The sequence below is a fragment of the Mycobacterium scrofulaceum genome (assembly GCF_001667885.1).
Lineage (GTDB): Bacteria > Actinomycetota > Actinomycetes > Mycobacteriales > Mycobacteriaceae > Mycobacterium > Mycobacterium scrofulaceum_C.
The window spans coordinates 1-14,550 of the sequence record NZ_LZJW01000153.1 but is presented as its reverse complement, the minus strand read 5'-3'; the positions used below and the strand labels follow the sequence as shown (position 1 = coordinate 14,550).

At 69.1% G+C, this 14,550-nt stretch carries 15 protein-coding genes and 1 pseudogene; 7 read left to right on the top strand and 9 right to left on the bottom strand.

What is annotated here, in order from left to right; all coding sequences use genetic code 11:
- Positions 1-95 precede the first annotated feature (95 nt).
- Positions 96-1,430 (bottom strand): aspartate aminotransferase family protein, encoded by a 1,335-nt coding sequence (locus A5681_RS22430; RefSeq protein WP_067280678.1) that lies wholly within the window; start codon positions 1,428-1,430, stop codon positions 96-98.
- A gap of 316 nt (positions 1,431-1,746) precedes the next feature.
- On the opposite strand from A5681_RS22430, the gene A5681_RS22425 reads away from it, so the two are divergent.
- Positions 1,747-2,673 carry a sigma-70 family RNA polymerase sigma factor gene (locus A5681_RS22425; RefSeq protein ID WP_067280675.1) on the top strand — a complete coding sequence of 309 codons (927 nt, stop codon included), beginning with the start codon at positions 1,747-1,749 and terminating at the stop codon, positions 2,671-2,673.
- On the opposite strand, the gene A5681_RS22420 is transcribed toward A5681_RS22425, so the two are convergent.
- Positions 2,670-3,515: an aspartate/glutamate racemase family protein gene (locus A5681_RS22420; protein ID WP_067280672.1), complete on the bottom strand. Its 846-nt coding sequence runs from the start codon at positions 3,513-3,515 to the stop codon at positions 2,670-2,672. The two genes, A5681_RS22425 and A5681_RS22420, sit on opposite strands and share 4 nt — an antisense overlap.
- A gap of 151 nt (positions 3,516-3,666) precedes the next feature.
- Positions 3,667-4,272 (bottom strand): annotated as a pseudogene (locus A5681_RS22415) (carboxymuconolactone decarboxylase family protein); the annotation flags it as partial.
- Positions 4,273-4,399: 127 nt separating this feature from the next.
- Here A5681_RS22415 and A5681_RS22410 point away from each other — a divergent pair.
- Positions 4,400-5,473, top strand: coding sequence for a sensor domain-containing diguanylate cyclase (locus A5681_RS22410; protein WP_067280667.1), 1,074 nt, complete (start codon positions 4,400-4,402; stop codon positions 5,471-5,473).
- On the opposite strand, the gene A5681_RS22405 is transcribed toward A5681_RS22410, so the two are convergent.
- The 4 genes from A5681_RS22405 to sdhC are packed head-to-tail and all read right to left on the bottom strand — an operon-like array spanning position 5,474 to position 8,856.
- Positions 5,474-6,274 (bottom strand): succinate dehydrogenase iron-sulfur subunit, encoded by an 801-nt coding sequence (locus tag A5681_RS22405; RefSeq protein ID WP_067280664.1) that lies wholly within the window; start codon positions 6,272-6,274, stop codon positions 5,474-5,476.
- On the bottom strand, positions 6,274-8,046 hold the full coding sequence (gene sdhA / locus A5681_RS22400) for a succinate dehydrogenase flavoprotein subunit (protein ID WP_067280661.1): 1,773 nt from the start codon (positions 8,044-8,046) through the stop codon (positions 6,274-6,276). The genes A5681_RS22405 and sdhA overlap by 1 nt, the downstream gene beginning before the upstream one ends.
- Before the next feature lie 4 nt (positions 8,047-8,050).
- Positions 8,051-8,521 carry a succinate dehydrogenase hydrophobic membrane anchor subunit gene (locus A5681_RS22395; protein ID WP_067280659.1) on the bottom strand — a complete coding sequence of 157 codons (471 nt, stop codon included), beginning with the start codon at positions 8,519-8,521 and terminating at the stop codon, positions 8,051-8,053.
- The gene (gene sdhC, locus A5681_RS22390) at positions 8,518-8,856 is read right to left on the bottom strand and encodes a succinate dehydrogenase, cytochrome b556 subunit (RefSeq protein ID WP_067280656.1); all 339 of its coding nucleotides are present in this window, start codon (positions 8,854-8,856) and stop codon (positions 8,518-8,520) included. The genes A5681_RS22395 and sdhC overlap by 4 nt, the downstream gene beginning before the upstream one ends.
- Before the next feature lie 240 nt (positions 8,857-9,096).
- On the opposite strand from sdhC, the gene A5681_RS22385 reads away from it, so the two are divergent.
- From A5681_RS22385 to A5681_RS22375, 3 genes are read left to right on the top strand one after another with little or no spacing between them, the layout of a single operon-like run.
- Positions 9,097-9,495 carry a cytidine deaminase gene (locus A5681_RS22385; protein WP_067280649.1) on the top strand — a complete coding sequence of 133 codons (399 nt, stop codon included), beginning with the start codon at positions 9,097-9,099 and terminating at the stop codon, positions 9,493-9,495.
- Entirely contained in the window at positions 9,492-10,778 is a 1,287-nt protein-coding gene (locus A5681_RS22380) for a thymidine phosphorylase (protein ID WP_067280647.1), read from the top strand. Before A5681_RS22385 ends, A5681_RS22380 begins: the two co-directional genes overlap by 4 nt.
- A complete protein-coding gene (locus A5681_RS22375) occupies positions 10,775-11,866 on the top strand; it encodes an adenosine deaminase (protein WP_067280642.1) in 1,092 nt (363 codons plus the stop codon). The genes A5681_RS22380 and A5681_RS22375 overlap by 4 nt, the downstream gene beginning before the upstream one ends.
- A 50-nt stretch (positions 11,867-11,916) precedes the next feature.
- Here A5681_RS22375 and A5681_RS22370 read toward each other — a convergent pair whose 3' ends face one another.
- Positions 11,917-12,201 carry a GlsB/YeaQ/YmgE family stress response membrane protein gene (locus A5681_RS22370; protein WP_067280638.1) on the bottom strand — a complete coding sequence of 95 codons (285 nt, stop codon included), beginning with the start codon at positions 12,199-12,201 and terminating at the stop codon, positions 11,917-11,919.
- A 92-nt stretch (positions 12,202-12,293) separates the two neighbouring features.
- Complete coding sequence (locus A5681_RS22365) at positions 12,294-12,965, bottom strand: GntR family transcriptional regulator (RefSeq protein ID WP_067280636.1); 672 nt, start codon at positions 12,963-12,965, stop codon at positions 12,294-12,296.
- 150 nt (positions 12,966-13,115) lie between these two features.
- Between A5681_RS22365 and A5681_RS22360 the strand changes: the two genes are divergently transcribed.
- On the top strand, positions 13,116-14,144 hold the full coding sequence (locus tag A5681_RS22360) for a cupin domain-containing protein (RefSeq protein WP_067280634.1): 1,029 nt from the start codon (positions 13,116-13,118) through the stop codon (positions 14,142-14,144).
- A 48-nt stretch (positions 14,145-14,192) separates the two neighbouring features.
- Positions 14,193-14,550, top strand: a 358-nt coding sequence (locus A5681_RS22355) for a BatA domain-containing protein (protein WP_197498692.1), incomplete at its 3' end; no start/stop codon positions are given.

Here is a 14,550-nt window from a genome sequence, read left to right as displayed (position 1 = left end):
CAGAGCGCCCATCGCGGCGAACGTACACCCCCGACGGCCGGCGGCAACTTGGATTTCGGCGAATCGTTATGTTCGCCGGCGGGCGGAAGGGGCGGCTACACCTTGCCGAGCACGTCGCGCAGGATGGCTTCGATGGTGTCGAACTCGGCCTGACCGCTGATCAGCGGCGGCGCCACCTGAACCACCGGATCGCCGCGGTCGTCGGCGCGGCAGTACAGGCCCGCCTCGAACAGCGCGGGCGACACGTGGCCGTGCAGCACCCGTTCGCACTCTTGCTCGCTGAACGTCTCCTTGGTCGCCTTGTCCTTCACCAGCTCGATGCCGTAGAAGAACCCCTCGCCGCGGACGTCGCCGACGACGGGCAGGTCGTAGAGCTTCTCCAGGGTGGCGCGAAAGGCGGCCGCGTGTTGCTTGACGTGGTCGTTGAGGCCCTCGCGCTCGAAGATGTCGAGGTTGGCCAGCCCCACGGCCGTCGAAACCGGGTGCCCGCCAAAGGTATAGCCGTGCGGGAAGACGGTCGCCCCGTCGTTGAACGGTTCGAACAATCGCTCGCTCGCGATCATCGCCCCCAGCGGCGAGTAGCCCGACGTCAGGCCCTTGGCGCAGGTGATCATGTCGGGCACGTAACCGAAGTCCCCGATCTCACTACTGCAGGCGAACATCGACCCGATCCGGCCGAACGCGCAGATCACTTCGTCGGACACCAGCAGCACGTCGTAGGAGTCGCAGATCTCGCGCACCCGCTCGAAATAGCCCGGGGGAGGGGGAATGGCGCCGCCCGCATTCTGCACCGGCTCCAGGAACACCGCGGCGACGGTCTCGGGGCCCTCGAACTCGATGGCCTCGGCGATCCGGTCGGCGGCCCATCGCCCGAAGGCCTTGGGGTCGTTGGCGAACGGCTCGGGCGCGCGGTAGAAGTTCGTGTTGGGCACCCGGAAGCCGCCCGGCGTCACCGGTTCGAACGGTGCCTTGTACGCGGGCAGGCCGGTGATCGCCAGGGCGCCCTGGGTGGTGCCGTGGTAGGCGATCGACCGCGAAATCACCTTGTGCTTACCGGGTTTGCCGGTCAGCTTGAAGTATTGCTTGGCCAGCTTCCACGCGGTCTCCACGGCCTCGGTCCCGCCGGTGGTGAAGAACACCCGGTTGAGGTCGCCCGGGGCGTAGCGCGCGAGCCGCTCGGCGAGCTCGATGGCGGTCGGGGTGGCATAGCCCCACAGCGGGAAGTACGCCAGCGTGCTCGCCTGCCGGGCGGCGACCTCGGCGAGTTCCGTGCGGCCGTGACCGACCTGGACGGTGAACAGCCCCGACAGCGCGTCGAGGTAGCTCTTGCCGCGGTCGTCGAAGATCCGCACGCCCTCGCCGCGGACGATGATCGGCGGCGTGATGCCGGCGCCGTGCCGGGCGAAGTGCAGCCACAGGTGCTCTGTCATGGTGACGTGAGCGTAGCGCTGGGCTTAGTGGCGCGGCTCTCGACTCGCGCCATTCCGGCGCTCGCCGTCGCCGCGTTCGCTTTGATGGCGCGGCTTCTTACTCGCGCCGTTCCGGCGCTCGCCGTCGCCGCCCTCGCTTTGATGGCGCGGCTTCTTACTCGCGCCATTCCGGCGCTCGCCGTCGCCGCGCTCGCTTTGATGGCGCGGCTTCTTACTCGCGCCGTTCCGGCGCTCGCCGTCGCCGCGCTCGCTTTGATGGCGCGGCTCTCGACTCGCGCCATTCCGGCGCTCGCCGTCGCCGCGCTAGGCTCGCGATATGACCGGGACCGAACAGGTCTCACAATTCGAAGCCCTGCGACCGCACCTGATGGCGGTCGCCTACCGGCTCACCGGCACGGTCGCCGATGCCGAGGACATCGTGCAGGAGGCGTGGCTGCGCTGGGACCGGCAAGATGCCGAGATCACCGACCTGCGGGCGTGGCTGACCACGGTGGTCAGCCGGCTGGGCCTGGACAAGTTGCGCTCGGCCGCGCACCGGCGCGAGACCTACACCGGAAATTGGCTGCCGGAGCCCGTGGTGACCGGCTTCGACCGGGCTGACCCGCTGGCGGCCGTGGTTTCCCGCGAGGACGCCCGGTTCGCGGCGATGGTGGTGCTGGAGCGGCTGTCGCCGGATCAGCGGGTGGCCTTCGTGTTGCACGACGGGTTCGCGGTGCCGTTCGCCGAAGTCGCCGACGTGCTCGGCATCAGCGGGGCCGCCGCGCGGCAGCTGGCGTCGCGGGCCCGCAAGGCCGTCAGCGCCGACCCGCCGCCCAAGCCCGACCCGTCGCACGACGAGGTGGTCGGCCGGCTGATGGCGGCCATGGCCGCCGGCGACCTGGACACCGTGGTCTCGCTGCTGCATCCCGACGTCACCTTCACCGGCGATTCGAATGGCAAGGCGCCCACGGCCGTTCAGACCATCCGCGGCCCGGACAAGGTGGTCCGGTTCATGCAGGGCCTGGCGCAGCGGTACGGGCCGGCGATGTTCACCTCGTACGAGCCGGGGCTGATCAACGGCGAGCTGGGCATCTACACCGCGGGTTCACCCGCCTCCGACGGGTATCGGGAGATGCTGCCGCGAATCACGGCGGTGACGGTGCGCGACGGAAAGGTCAGCGCCCTTTGGGATATCGCCAACCCAGACAAGTTCACCGGCTCTCCGCTGCGACGGCCCTCGCGCTGGCACGCCCCCGGGCGCTAAGGGATATCGCCGATCCGGACGAGGTCACCGGCGCGGTACTGCGGCAGGTGCGGCCGCCAACCCGATAGCGACCAGCGGCCGGACGGTCGTTCCGCGGCAATGGATTCAATGCCGGTCGACTCGGCGGTGGGGGCGGCCGGTTCAACCAGCAGCCGAGCGGATTCCTCGACCAGCGCGGTCACGGTGTCGATCACGGGCTTGCCCGCCATCTCGCCGTCGACGACGCCGTAGAGCTCATTGCAGTCCAATACCAGCGCGTCCACGTCGTCGCCGATCTTGGTGACGGTCCGCAGGAATTCTCCCGGGACGGGGACCGGGGTCCGGGACCGCCGCAGCGACTCGATGAACCCGTCGATGATCTCCTGATCGCGCGGGGCCGGCGCCACGACGGTGATGCCCGCCCCGGCCAGGCCGCGCTCGTACACCGCGGAGGACACCATCAGGCTCGACGCGAGCAGCCCGACCCGGCGGACGTTGAGCCCGCGCAGCGTCCGGGCCGTCGCCTCGACCATCCCGATGCATGCCGGGGCGTCCGTCGCCCGGTCGATCGTGGTGGCGTTGCACGCGACGGCGATCACCTCCGCGCCGCTCGCGGCGAGCGATCGAGACGTCCGGGTCACCAGCTGCCGCAGCCCTTCCTGGCGCCCGGGCCGAGACGAGCCGGTCGAGGCCGGTTCGCCGAGCCGGCGCTGCACCGTGATGGTGTGCACCATCACGTCCGGACTACCGCCCGTCAGCGCCCGGTGCCGCTCGCACAGCAGCGCGTAGAACCGGGCGGTCGTGCGCGGGCCCAGCCCGTCCACGACACCGAGCCGCCGTTGCCGGGTGATCAGTTGGTTCATGGCGATCCTCCGAGTCCGGTCGCGTCCCGTTTCGGGCACACAACGACTATCCCCGGCCGACCCGGCGGTGTCCTCCGCCGTTCGGCTCACCCGGCGGAGGATTTGCCGCTCCCCGTATCGGACGATGCGGATGTCCGTCGAATGGGGGATGTTATCCGCCGACTTCGTCGGCCCACGGCACGCGGCAGGCGTCGCCGGAACTGAAGCCCTGCTCGGTGATGCCCAGCGCGGTGTTCATCCGGGCCCGCATGTTCTCCACGCCGATCTGATAGGTCAACTCGATCACTCCGGCATCGCCGAACCGGGCGCGCAGGTCGGCGACCTGCTCGTCGGTGACCGTGTGCGGATCGGTCGTCATCGCGTCGGCATAGCGGATCGCGGCGCGCTCGTCGTCGGTGAAAAGCGGTGAGCTGGCGTAGCTTTCGATGTCCTTGAGCCGGTCGATGTCCAGGCCGTCGAGGCGCTGCAGCATGGACCCGAAGTCGACACACCACGAGCAGCCGATGCTGTTCGCGGTCCACAACACCGCCAACTCGCGCACGCTGACCGGCAGCGCCTTGGACGCCCGGTCGATCATCGTCTCGTGCACGGCGCCGGCGACCATCAGCTTGTGGTGGTGGGCAGCGACGGTGAACGGTTCGGGGACCTGGCCGTAGCGTCGCTTGGCGATCCGGTACATCGCGCGGGTCAACAGCCCGGCGCGCTGGGGGGACAGGGGCTCGATGCGGGTTTTCTGGGTCATACCCCTGAAGACGGGATGGGCTGCGAAAGTGTGACGGCCTCACCCGCAGGAGCGGCAATCCGCCTCGCGGGCGGCGGGAGAGCCGTAGCATGCGCCTAGCGTTTCGACGTCCATTAGCGGTGGTGGCGATTGCGAGTCAACGATGATCGCGGTGTTTAGCCGGCGGGCCGATCAGTACGACTGGCTCTCCGGCTACCTCGCATCGCGGGGCATCAGCGGCGCCACCCGGGGCGTGATGGCGTTCATCTCGGCATCGATGGTGTTGTGCCTTCTCGCCTTGCTGGCCAGCTCGGACGGTCCCCGCGGATCGGTACCGGTGGCGATGATGTGGACGGCCGTCGCCGGTGGCGTGGCGGGCGTCCTGCTGTGGATTTGGCGCTGGCCGACGCGCGGGCAGTCGATCGTTTTCGCCCTGACGTGCAACACCGCCGTCGCGCTGGCATGCCTGGCGCACCCGAACCCGCTGGCCGCGCTGATCGGCTGCATCGCTTTCGCGACCTTCGGTGCGTACATGGCGTTCTTCCACACCACCGGGTTGGTGTTGTACAACTTCGCGGTGGCCGCCGCGGTCGGGTCCTGGGAGGCCTTGTCGCTTGCGAGATCCGGGCACCCCAGCCTCGCCGGCGTGGATTTGTGGTTGGTGATCGAGGTCAACATCGCGCTGCCGCTGGCCATTCGGATCTTGGTGCGGGCCCTGACGGGCGACCTGCTGCAAGCCGACCGGGATCCGTTGACCGGCCTGCTGAACAGGCGCACGTTTCAGCACGAGGCGCTGGGGATGATCTTGGCCCGGCGGGGCATCGACTCCCACCTGGTGGTGATGCTGATCGACCTCGACCAGTTCAAGGCGATCAACGACCGGCAGGGTCACGCCGCCGGGGACCGGGCACTGGTTCAAGTCGCCCAAGCCCTGCTGGCCGCTTCCGGGGACTCGGTGGTGGCGCGCAGCGGCGGTGAGGAATTTCTGTTGGCCGGCACGTCCAAGACGTGCAACGCCGAGTCGTTGGCCGCGCAGATGTGTCGCGTCATCGCGGCGTCGGCCGCGGGAGTGACTGCCAGCATCGGGACCGTCTGCGCCCATCTCGACGACACCGCAGCCGAGCCGCAAGCAGTGCTGGCAGACTTGATCACCGCCGCCGACGCGGCGATGTACGAGGCTAAGCGGTTGGGGGGCAACCGAAGCAGTCACCACGAGCTGTGTGACCCGCCTCGGTGATCAGCGTGTGAACATCAACGCGCGCTTGACCTCCTGGATCGCCTTGGTGATCTGGATGCCACGCGGACAGCACTCGGTGCAGTTGAACGTGGTGCGGCAGCGCCATACGCCGTCCACCTCGTTGAGGATGTCGAGGCGCTCCGCGGCGGCCTCGTCGCGGCTGTCGAAGATGAAGCGGTGCGCGTTGACGATCGCGGCGGGGCCGTAGTAACTGCCCTCGTGCCAGAACACCGGGCAGCTGGTGGTGCACGCCGCGCACAGGATGCACTTGGTGGTGTCGTCGTAGCGGGCACGGTCGACGGGGCTCTGAATGCGTTCCCGCGTAGGGGGATTCCCGGTGGTGACCAGGTACGGCTTGACCGCGCGGTAGGCGTCGAAGAAAGGCTCCATGTTGACCACCAGGTCTTTTTCCACCGGCAGCCCGCGGATCGGTTCGACCGTGATGGTGAGTTGCTTGCCCTTCTTCTCGGGCAGCAGGTCGCGCATCAGCACCTTGCAGGCCAGCCGGTTGACGCCGTTGATGCGCATGGCGTCCGAACCGCACACCCCGTGGGCGCAGGAGCGCCGGAAGGTCAGCGTGCCGTCCAGGTAGCTCTTGATGTAGATCAGCAGGTTCAGCAGGCGGTCGCTGGGCAGGCACGGCACCCGAAAACTTTGCCAGCCACCGGTTTCCGCGAAGGCGTCGGGGTTGTCGGGATTGAACCGGGCGATTTTGAGGGTCACCAACACCGCGCCCTCGGGGATGGGCGGCAAGGGCGGCTCGGGTCCCCGGTCGACCTCGACTTCGACGGTGTCGGACATCAGTACTTCCGTTCCTTCGGTTCGTAGCGGGTCTGCACGACGGGCTTGAAGTCCAGCGCGATGTCGCTCAGCAGTTCGGTGCGCTGCGTATTGGACCCAATGTCCTTGTAGGCCATGGTGTGGCGCATGTAGTTGACGTCGTCGCGGTTCGGGTAGTCCTCCCGGGCGTGCCCGCCGCGGGATTCCTTGCGGTTCAGGGCGCCGACCACGGTGACCTCGGCCAGCTCCAGCAGGAAGCCCAGCTCGATGGCCTCCAGCAGGTCGCTGTTGAACCGCTTCCCCTTGTCGTGCACCGTGATTCGGGAGTAACGCTCCTTGAGCGCGTGGATGTCGGTCAGCGCCTGCTTCAGCGTCTCCTCGGTGCGGAACACGGCGGCGTTGTTGTCCATGGACTGCTGCAGCGCGCCGCGGATGTCGGCCACCCGCTCGTTGCCGTGTTCGCTCAGGATGTCGCCGACCCAGCCGACGACCATCGCCTCCGGGTTGGGCGGCATGTCGACGAAGTCGTGCCCGTCGGCATAGTCCGCGGCGGCGATCCCGGCGCGCCGGCCGAACACGTTGATGTCCAACAGCGAATTGGTGCCCAGCCGGTTGGCGCCGTGCACCGAGACGCAGGCGCACTCGCCGGCCGCGTACAGGCCCGGCACGGTGGACGTGTTGTCCCGCAACACCTGTCCGGTGACCGTGGTGGGGATACCGCCCATCACGTAGTGGCACGTCGGGTAGACGGGGACCAGCTCGTGCACCGGGTCGACGCCCAGGTAGGTGCGGGCGAACTCGGTGATGTCGGGCAGTTTGGCTTCGAGCACGTCCTCGCCGAGGTGGCGCACGTCGATGTAGACGTAGTCCTTGTGCGGGCCCGCGCCCCGGCCCTCGAGCACCTCCAAAACCATTGAGCGGGCGACGATGTCGCGGGGGGCCAGGTCGACGATGGTTGGCGCGTAGCGCTCCATGAAACGCTCGCCCTCGCCGTTGAGCAGCCGCCCGCCCTCGCCGCGCACGGCCTCGGAGATCAAGATGCCCAGCCCGGCCAGGCCGGTGGGATGGAACTGGTGAAATTCCATGTCCTCCAACGGAAGTCCCTTGCGGAACACGATGCCGATCCCGTCGCCGGTCAGCGTGTGCGCGTTGGAGGTGGTCTTGTACATCCGGCCCGAGCCGCCGGTCGCCAGCACCACGGCCTTGGCGTGGAAGACGTGGATCTCACCGGTGGCCAGCTCGTAGGCCACCACGCCGGACGCCACCGGGCCGGTCGGCGTCTGCGTCAAAACCAGGTCCAGCGCGTAGAACTCGTTGAAGAACTGCACGTCGTGCTTGACGCAGTTCTGGTAGAGCGTCTGCAGGATCATGTGGCCGGTGCGATCGGCGGCGTAGCACGCCCGGCGCACCGGGGCCTTGCCGTGTTCGCGCGTGTGCCCGCCGAAGCGGCGCTGGTCGATGCGCCCCTCCGGGGTGCGGTTGAACGGCATCCCCATTTTTTCCAGGTCGAGCACCGCGTCGATGGCTTCCTTGCACATGATCTCCACCGCGTCCTGGTCGGCGAGGTAGTCGCCGCCCTTGACGGTGTCGAAGGTGTGCCATTCCCAGTTGTCGTCCTCGACGTTGGCCAGCGCCGCGCACATCCCGCCCTGGGCGGCGCCGGTGTGGCTGCGGGTGGGATAGAGCTTGGTGAGCACGGCGGTCCGGACCCGGGGGCCGGCCTCCACCGCGGCGCGCATGCCGGCACCGCCGGCGCCGACGATGACCACGTCGTAGCGGTGTTGCTGGATCACGGGGTCAGCCTCCGATATTCGGGTCGAATGTCACCAGCACGTAGGTGCCGAGGACCAACGTGAACCCCATCGACAGCAGCAGCAGGCTGTTGAGCCAGAACCGGGTGCTGTCCTTGCGGCTGTAGTCGTCGATGATGGTGCGCAGGCCGTTTCCGCCGTGCAGCTGCGCCAGCCACAACAGCGCCAGGTCCCAGAACTGCCAGAACGGCGAGGCCCAGCGCTGCGCGACGTAGTTGAAGTCGATGCGGTACACGCCGTTGTCCCACATCAGCATGATGAACAGGTGCCCGACGGCCAGGACGATCAGCGCGACGCCGGAGAACCGCATGAACAGCCAGGCGAACTTCTCGAAGTTGGGGATGCCGGCGCGGCGCCGCGGCGAGCGCGGGTTGTCCAGGCTGGCCGGCCGGTCGTGGCTGCGCTGGCGCACCGGGGCCACCTGGCCGCGGCCGAGCTGCAAATCCGGGGAGCTCATCGCAGGTGCTCCCAGATGTGAATGCCGGTCACCACGCCGGCCGGAACCATGAGCAGCAGGAAGACGACGCCCACGATCCAGAACATCAGCTTTTGGTAGCGGGGGCCCTCCGACCAGAAGTCGATCAGGATGACGCGGATCCCGTTCAGCCCGTGGAAGAGGACCGCGGCCACCAGCCCGTACTCCATCAGGCCGACGACCGGGGTCTGGTAGTCGTGGATCACCGCGTTGTAGGTCTGCGGGCTCACCCGCAGCATCGCGGCGTCCAGCACGTGGACGAACAGGAAGAAGAAGATCGTCGCGCCGCTGATGCGGTGCAGCACCCACGACCACATGCCCGGGTCGCCCCGATACAGGGTCCGGGGTGGTCGCCGCCTGCGCGATGGCGCGGATTGTGCCGCCGGATCCGCGGTTGTCGCCTGTGTGGTCACCGGAGTCCTCACCGCCTTCTGACATCGACGCAGTTCAGCCTAACCCGGCGCGGCGACGGCCCGCGCCGAGCAGTCCGGCAAGCGAACCCACCCGTCAGGGTTAGGGTGGCAGTCTCACGTGGCAACAGCTGAGCGGGGTCGGGTATGCCTGATGTCGATTGGAAAGCGCTGCGCCGCATGGCAATCGGTGCCGCGGCGGGGGCCTACGCGCCCTATTCGCGGTTCCCGGTGGGGGCGGCCGCGCTGGTGGACGACGGGCGCGTGATCACCGGCTGCAATGTGGAGAACGTCTCATATGGCCTTGGTCTCTGTGCCGAGTGCGGTGTGGTGTCCGCCCTGCATGCGACCGGGGGTGGCCGGCTGATCGCGCTGGCCTGCGTGGACGGGCGGGGGGACCCGCTGATGCCGTGCGGGCGGTGCCGCCAGCTGCTCCTCGAGCACGGCGGCCCCGACCTGCTGATCGATCACCCGGCCGGGCCGCGCCGCCTCGGCGAGCTGCTGCCCGACGCTTTCGACGCCGACCTGCCACGGGAACCCCGTTGACCGACCACGCATTCGACGCGCCGACGGTGATCCGAACGAAGCGCGACGGCGGCCGGCTGTCCGAGGCCGCCATCGGGTGGGTCGTCGACGCCTACACCCACGGCCGGGTGGCCGAGGAGCAGATGTCGGCGCTGCTGATGGCGATCTTCCTGCGCGGCATGGATCGCGGCGAGACCGCCAGCTGGACCGCGGCCATGCTGGCCTCCGGCCCGCGGCTGGACTTCACCGACCTGCCCTTGCCCACCGTGGACAAGCACTCCACGGGCGGCGTGGGGGACAAGATCACCCTGCCCCTGGTCGCGGTCGTCGCCGCCTGCGGCGCGGCGGTGCCCCAGGCGTCGGGGCGCGGGCTCGGGCACACCGGCGGCACCCTGGACAAGCTCGAGTCGATCGCCGGGTTCACCCCCGCGCTGTCCGGCCGGCGCGTGCGCGAGCAACTTCTCGACGTCGGCGCGGCCATCTTCGCCGCCGGCGAGCTGGCGCCAGCCGACGCCAAGCTGTACGCGCTGCGCGACGTCACCGCCACGGTCGAGTCGCTGCCGCTGATCGCCAGCTCGGTGATGAGCAAGAAGCTGGCCGAGGGGACCGGCGCCCTGGTGCTCGACGTGAAGGTGGGCTCCGGCGCGCTGCTGAGCTCTTTCGACCGGTGCCGCGAGCTGGCCCACACCATGGTCGGCCTTGGCGCGGCGCACGGCGTGCCGACCCGCGCGCTCCTGACCGACATGAACGCCCCGCTGGGCGCGACCGTCGGCAACGCCCTCGAGGTCGCCGAGGCGTTGGACGTGCTGGCCGGTGGCGGGCCGCCCGACGTGGTGGAGCTGACGGTGCGGCTCGCCCGCGAGATGCTCGAGCTGGCCGGGGTCGACGGCCGCGACCCCGCCGAGACGCTGCGCGACGGCACCGCGATGGACCGATTCCGCCGGCTCGTCGCGGCCCAGGGCGGGGATTTGTCGGTTCCGTTGCCGATCGGTACGCATTCCGACACCGTGACCGCGGGCCGGGGCGGCACAATGGGCGATATCGACGCGATGGCAGTGGGGCAGGCGGCTTGGCGGCTCGGTGCGGGCAGATCCCGTCCGGGCGAACGGGTGCAGGCCGGCGCCGGCATCCGGATCCACCGCCGACCCGGCGACCCCGTGGCGCCCGGCGCGCCGCTGTTCACCCTCTACACCGACACCCCCGAGCGCTTCGGCGCCGCGCTGGCCGAACTGGACGGCGGCTACCGCGTCGGCGACGCGGCGCCGGACCCGCGGCCGCTGATCATCGATCGGATCGTGACGTGACAACACCGCTGGGCCTCGAGCAGATCAAGAGGGCGCCCAAGGCGCTGCTGCACGATCATCTCGACGGGGGCCTGCGCCCGTCCACCGTGGTCGAAATCGCCGGCCAGACCGGCTACGACGGGCTGCCCACCACCGACGTCGACGAGCTGGCCACCTGGTTTCGCACCCGGTCGCACAGCGGCTCGCTGGAGCGCTACCTGGAGCCCTTCTCGCACACCGTGGCGGTGATGCAAACGGACGACGCGCTGCATCGCGTCGCCTACGAGTGCGTGGAAGACCTGGCCGCCGATTCGGTGGTGTACGCCGAGATCCGGTTCGCCCCGGAGCTACACATCGACCGGGGCCTGTCGTTCGATGAGATCGTGGATGCCGTGCTGGCCGGTTTCGCCGACGGCGAGAAGGCCTGCGCCGCCGCGGGCCGGCCGATCGTGGTGCGGCTGCTGGTCACCGCCATGCGGCACGCCGCGGTGTCCCGCGAGATCGCCGAGCTGGCAATCCGCTTCCGGGACAAGGGCGTTGTGGGGTTCGATATCGCCGGCGCCGAGGCGGGCAACCCGCCGACCCGGCACCTGGACGCCTTCGAGTACATGCGAGATCACAACGCGCGCTTCACGATTCACGCCGGCGAGGCGTTCGGACTTCCGTCGATCCATGAGGCGATCGCGTTCTGCGGCGCCGACCGCCTGGGCCACGGGGTGCGCATCGTCGACGACATCGACGTACTCGCCGACGGCACGGTGCGCCTCGGCCGGCTGGCGTCGATCTTGCGGGACAAGCGGATTCCGCTGGAGCTGTGCCCGAGTTCCAACGTGCAGACCGGCGCCGTGAACAGCATCGCGGACCACCCGTTCGACCTGTTGGCCCGCACCCGGTTCCGGGTGACCGTCAACACCGACAACCGCCTGATGAGCGATACCACGATGAGCCTCGAAATGTGCCGCCTGGTCGAGGCTTTCGGCTACGGCTGGAGCGACCTGGAGCGGTTCACCATCAACGCGATGAAGTCGGCGTTTCTTCCTTTCGACGAGCGGCTGGCGATCATCGACGACGTGATCAAGCCGCGCTACGCGGTGCTGATCGCAGGCTGACGCCGCCCACCCGAGATCCGGGCGAGCGGCGCAGCTTTCGGGCCGACGGGCTAACGGGGCAGCCGGGTTCCGGTGCGGCGACCGCTGATCGTTTCGTAGATCGCGATCAGGACGATCGCGGCCGCGACGCCGATGAAGAACGGTATCCAGGCCACGCCACCGTTGGCGTTGTGGTATCCGAATTGGCTGGCGGCCCATGAGCCGATCAGACCGCCGACGGCGCCGAGCACGACCGTCATGATCATGCCGACGTTCTGCCTACCCGGCATCACCAGGCGGGCGACCAAACCGATGATCGCGCCCACGATGAGGGCGAGAATGATGGATGTGATCACTTCGAGCTCCTGTCGTAGCGGCACCCGGGGTGGGCGCCATCTTTGACGGGACTTCCCCGAATTAACCGACTTCTAACGCAATTCGCCGGAGCTCAAATCAAATCGGAAGCCAGCCCGATGGCGCGCACCGTGCCGGCCAGATGGGTCTGGACCGCGCGCAACGCCCTGGGGCCGTCGCCGTCGCGCAGCGCCTCGGCGATCTCGCGGTGCTCGTCGAGGATGGTGGTCACCCGGTCCGGCTCGCGCAGCGCCGATTCGCCGATCATCCGCATCTGCCGGTCCCGCAGTGACGCGTGGAAACCGGCCAGAATGGCGTTCCCCGACTCGGCCAGGGTGATCGCGTGGAAGGCGCGGTCGGCGTCGAGGAACTCGGGCCAGTCGGCGCGGTCGGCGGCCGCGCGCTGCCGCCGAAGCTCGCCCGACAGCCGCTCGAAAATCCCTGCGCACGAGGCGGGTCCGCGGTTCACCACCTTGCTCGCCGCGAACTGCTCCAAGACCAGCCGGGCCTCCATCACCGAGCGGACCTCGTCCGGAGAGACGGGGACCACCAGGGCGCCCCGCTGCGGATACAGCCGCAACAGCCCCTCGGCCTCCAGCCGCAGGAACGCCTCGCGCACCGGCGTGCGCGACATCCCCAGCGCCGTGGCGACGTCGCCCTCGCTGATCAGCTCCCCGCCCGCGAACGCGCCGGTGAGCACCTGCGTCTTGACGTAGTCCAGCGCGCGGTCCTTGGCCGTTGCCGGCCGCGGCTCGGTCGTTGCCATCCAGCCTTCCGTAGCTAAGTCGTATCCCAGCAGTGTGGTGACGGTACACCACCGCCGGTCTTGACAGGGGGACAACTGAGATACAAGATAGATACGAAAGAAACATGAGAGCACCGCCGAAAGCCTCGAGCAGGTCGAAGGAGCCGTGAAATGCCCGTCACCGAACAAGCCGTGACCCCGAACCTGGATCCGACGGTCCCCGCGCCGATGATCAACGTGGCCGAATACGGCTTCGAGGGTCGTTTCCAGGACTGGGCCTCCGACGCCGAGTACTTCGAGTACTCCAAGGCCGCCAACCCGATCGGCTCGGGCCACGTCCCGCAGGTCCCGGTTACCCGGTTCGACCCGGATGTCTACACCGACAAGCCCACCGGTGTGATCCCGCTGGATCTGTCCAAGGAGCTGGGCATCGAGACCGGCGCGGCGACCAGCCCCGCGCTGCTGGCGAACTTCGTGCGCATCCGCCCGGGCGAGCAGGTCGACACCAGCCCCAACGCCACCTCGCAGCTCTACTACGTGCTGTACGGGCGGGGCTTCGCCGCGGTCAACGGCCAGCTGGTGCAGTGGGAGAAGGGGGACTTCCTGACCCTGCCCGCCGGCACCCACTCCGTCTTCTACGCGGCCACCGACACGGCCATGTACTGGGTGCACGACGAGCCCCTGATGCGCTACCTGGGCGCCGACGCCACCCGGCCCCGATTCCGGGCCACCAAGTTCCGCCGCTCGGACGCCGTCGCGAAGCTGGAGGAGATCGCGTCGCGGCCGGGCGCCAACGAGAAGAGCCGGGTCAGCGTGCTGCTGGCCAACGCCAACCAGGAGCAGACGCTGACCATCACCCACGTGCTGTGGGCCATGTTCGGCGTGCTGCCGCCGAACCAGGTGCAGCGCCCGCACCGGCACCAGTCGGTGGCCCTGGACCTGATCCTCGACGCGCCGGCCAGCGGCTGCTACACCCTGCTGGGCACCCGCCTCGACGAGCACGGCGACATCGTCGACCCCACTCGGGTGGACTGGCACGCCGGCTGCGCCTTCACCACGCCGCCGGGCATGTGGCACGCCCACTACAACGAGACGGGCCAGCCGGCACACCTGATCCCGATCCAGGACGCCGGGCTGCAGACCCATCTCCGCAGCCTCGACATCAAGTTCACGCAGCGCCGCGACCTCGTCGCCGGCTGACCCGGCGGGGAGTGCACGGGGCCCACCGGGCGCATAGTGTGGCTGCACATGAAGCTGCCCCTGTTGGGCCCCGTGTCGGTCACCGGCTTCCAGAACGCGTGGTTCTTCCTGTTCCTGCTGGCCGTTCTGCTGGTCCTGGGCCTCTACGTCGTGCTGCAGTTCGCCCGCCGCCGGCGGGTGCTGCGGTTCGCCAACATGGAGGTGCTGGAGCGGGTCGCGCCGGCCCACCCCAGCCGCTGGCGGCACCTGCCGACGATCCTGCTGGCCACGTCGCTGGTGTTGCTGACCACCGCGATGGCCGGGCCCACGTCCGACGTGCGGATCCCGCTCAACCGGGCCGTCGTCGTGCTGGTCATCGACATGTCGCAGTCGATGCGCGCGACCGACGTACCCCCGAACCGGCTCA

What these genes read in the sequence shown, in the direction of transcription:
- A5681_RS22360 (WP_067280634.1), top strand. Translation starts at nt 13,116, where the DNA reads ATGCCCGTCACCGAACAAGCCGTGACCCCGAACCTGGATCCGACGGTC.
- A5681_RS22395 (WP_067280659.1), bottom strand. Translation starts at nt 8,521, where the DNA reads ATGAGCTCCCCGGATTTGCAGCTCGGCCGCGGCCAGGTGGCCCCGGTG.
- A5681_RS22420 (WP_067280672.1), bottom strand. Translation starts at nt 3,515, where the DNA reads ATGAACCAACTGATCACCCGGCAACGGCGGCTCGGTGTCGTGGACGGG.
- A5681_RS22425 (WP_067280675.1), top strand. Translation starts at nt 1,747, where the DNA reads ATGACCGGGACCGAACAGGTCTCACAATTCGAAGCCCTGCGACCGCAC.
- A5681_RS22365 (WP_067280636.1), bottom strand. Translation starts at nt 12,965, where the DNA reads ATGGCAACGACCGAGCCGCGGCCGGCAACGGCCAAGGACCGCGCGCTG.
- A5681_RS22430 (WP_067280678.1), bottom strand. Translation starts at nt 1,430, where the DNA reads ATGACAGAGCACCTGTGGCTGCACTTCGCCCGGCACGGCGCCGGCATC.
- A5681_RS22385 (WP_067280649.1), top strand. Translation starts at nt 9,097, where the DNA reads ATGCCTGATGTCGATTGGAAAGCGCTGCGCCGCATGGCAATCGGTGCC.
- sdhC (WP_067280656.1), bottom strand. Translation starts at nt 8,856, where the DNA reads ATGTGGTCGTGGGTGCTGCACCGCATCAGCGGCGCGACGATCTTCTTC.
- A5681_RS22410 (WP_067280667.1), top strand. Translation starts at nt 4,400, where the DNA reads ATGATCGCGGTGTTTAGCCGGCGGGCCGATCAGTACGACTGGCTCTCC.
- A5681_RS22405 (WP_067280664.1), bottom strand. Translation starts at nt 6,274, where the DNA reads ATGTCCGACACCGTCGAAGTCGAGGTCGACCGGGGACCCGAGCCGCCC.